1 protein-coding gene is annotated in these 566 nt (G+C 64.3%); it reads left to right on the top strand.

Annotation, left to right across the window (positions count from 1 at the left end; all coding sequences use genetic code 11):
• Nucleotides 1–566, top strand: a 566-nt coding sequence (locus tag ABD931_RS29185; protein ID WP_345271661.1) for an Ig-like domain-containing protein, incomplete at both ends; no start/stop codon positions are given.

The following is a 566-nucleotide window of genomic DNA, read 5'->3' as shown; positions in this document are numbered from 1 at the left end:
CACCACCACGGTGTCGCTGACGGTGGTAGGGGCCATCTCAGCCCAGCCTGACAACAGCACCACGGCTCAGGGCACCCCGGTGACGACGGTAGTGCTGGCCAACGATAATGTGAACGGCTCGCCGGCCTCAGCTACCAACGTGACGGTGAGTGTGACTACTCAGCCGGCCCACGGCACGGCGGTGGTCAACCCCAGCACGGGAGCGGTGGTCTACACCCCGGCCGCGGGCTACTCTGGTCCTGACTCGTATACTTACACCATCTGCTCGACGGTGCAGCCCAGTCTGTGTGCCACCACCACGGTGTCGCTGACGGTGGTAGGAGCCATCACGGCTCTGCCTGATGCCTCTACTACTACCCAGGGCACCCCGGTGACGACAGTGGTGCTGGCCAACGATAATGTGAACGGGGCACCGGCCTCAGCTACTAACGTGACGGTGAGTGTGACTACTCAGCCGGCCCACGGCACGGCGGTGGTCAACCCCAGCACGGGCGAGGTGGTCTACACCCCGGCCGCGGGTTATAGCGGGCTAGACTCCTACACCTACACCATCTGTTCGACGGTGC

This window comes from Nibrella viscosa (assembly GCF_039541875.1).
In the GTDB taxonomy this organism is placed as follows: Bacteria; Bacteroidota; Bacteroidia; order Cytophagales; family Spirosomataceae; genus Nibrella; species Nibrella viscosa.
Note: the sequence above shows the minus strand (reverse complement) of the source record. Positions and strands in the feature narration are given on the sequence as shown.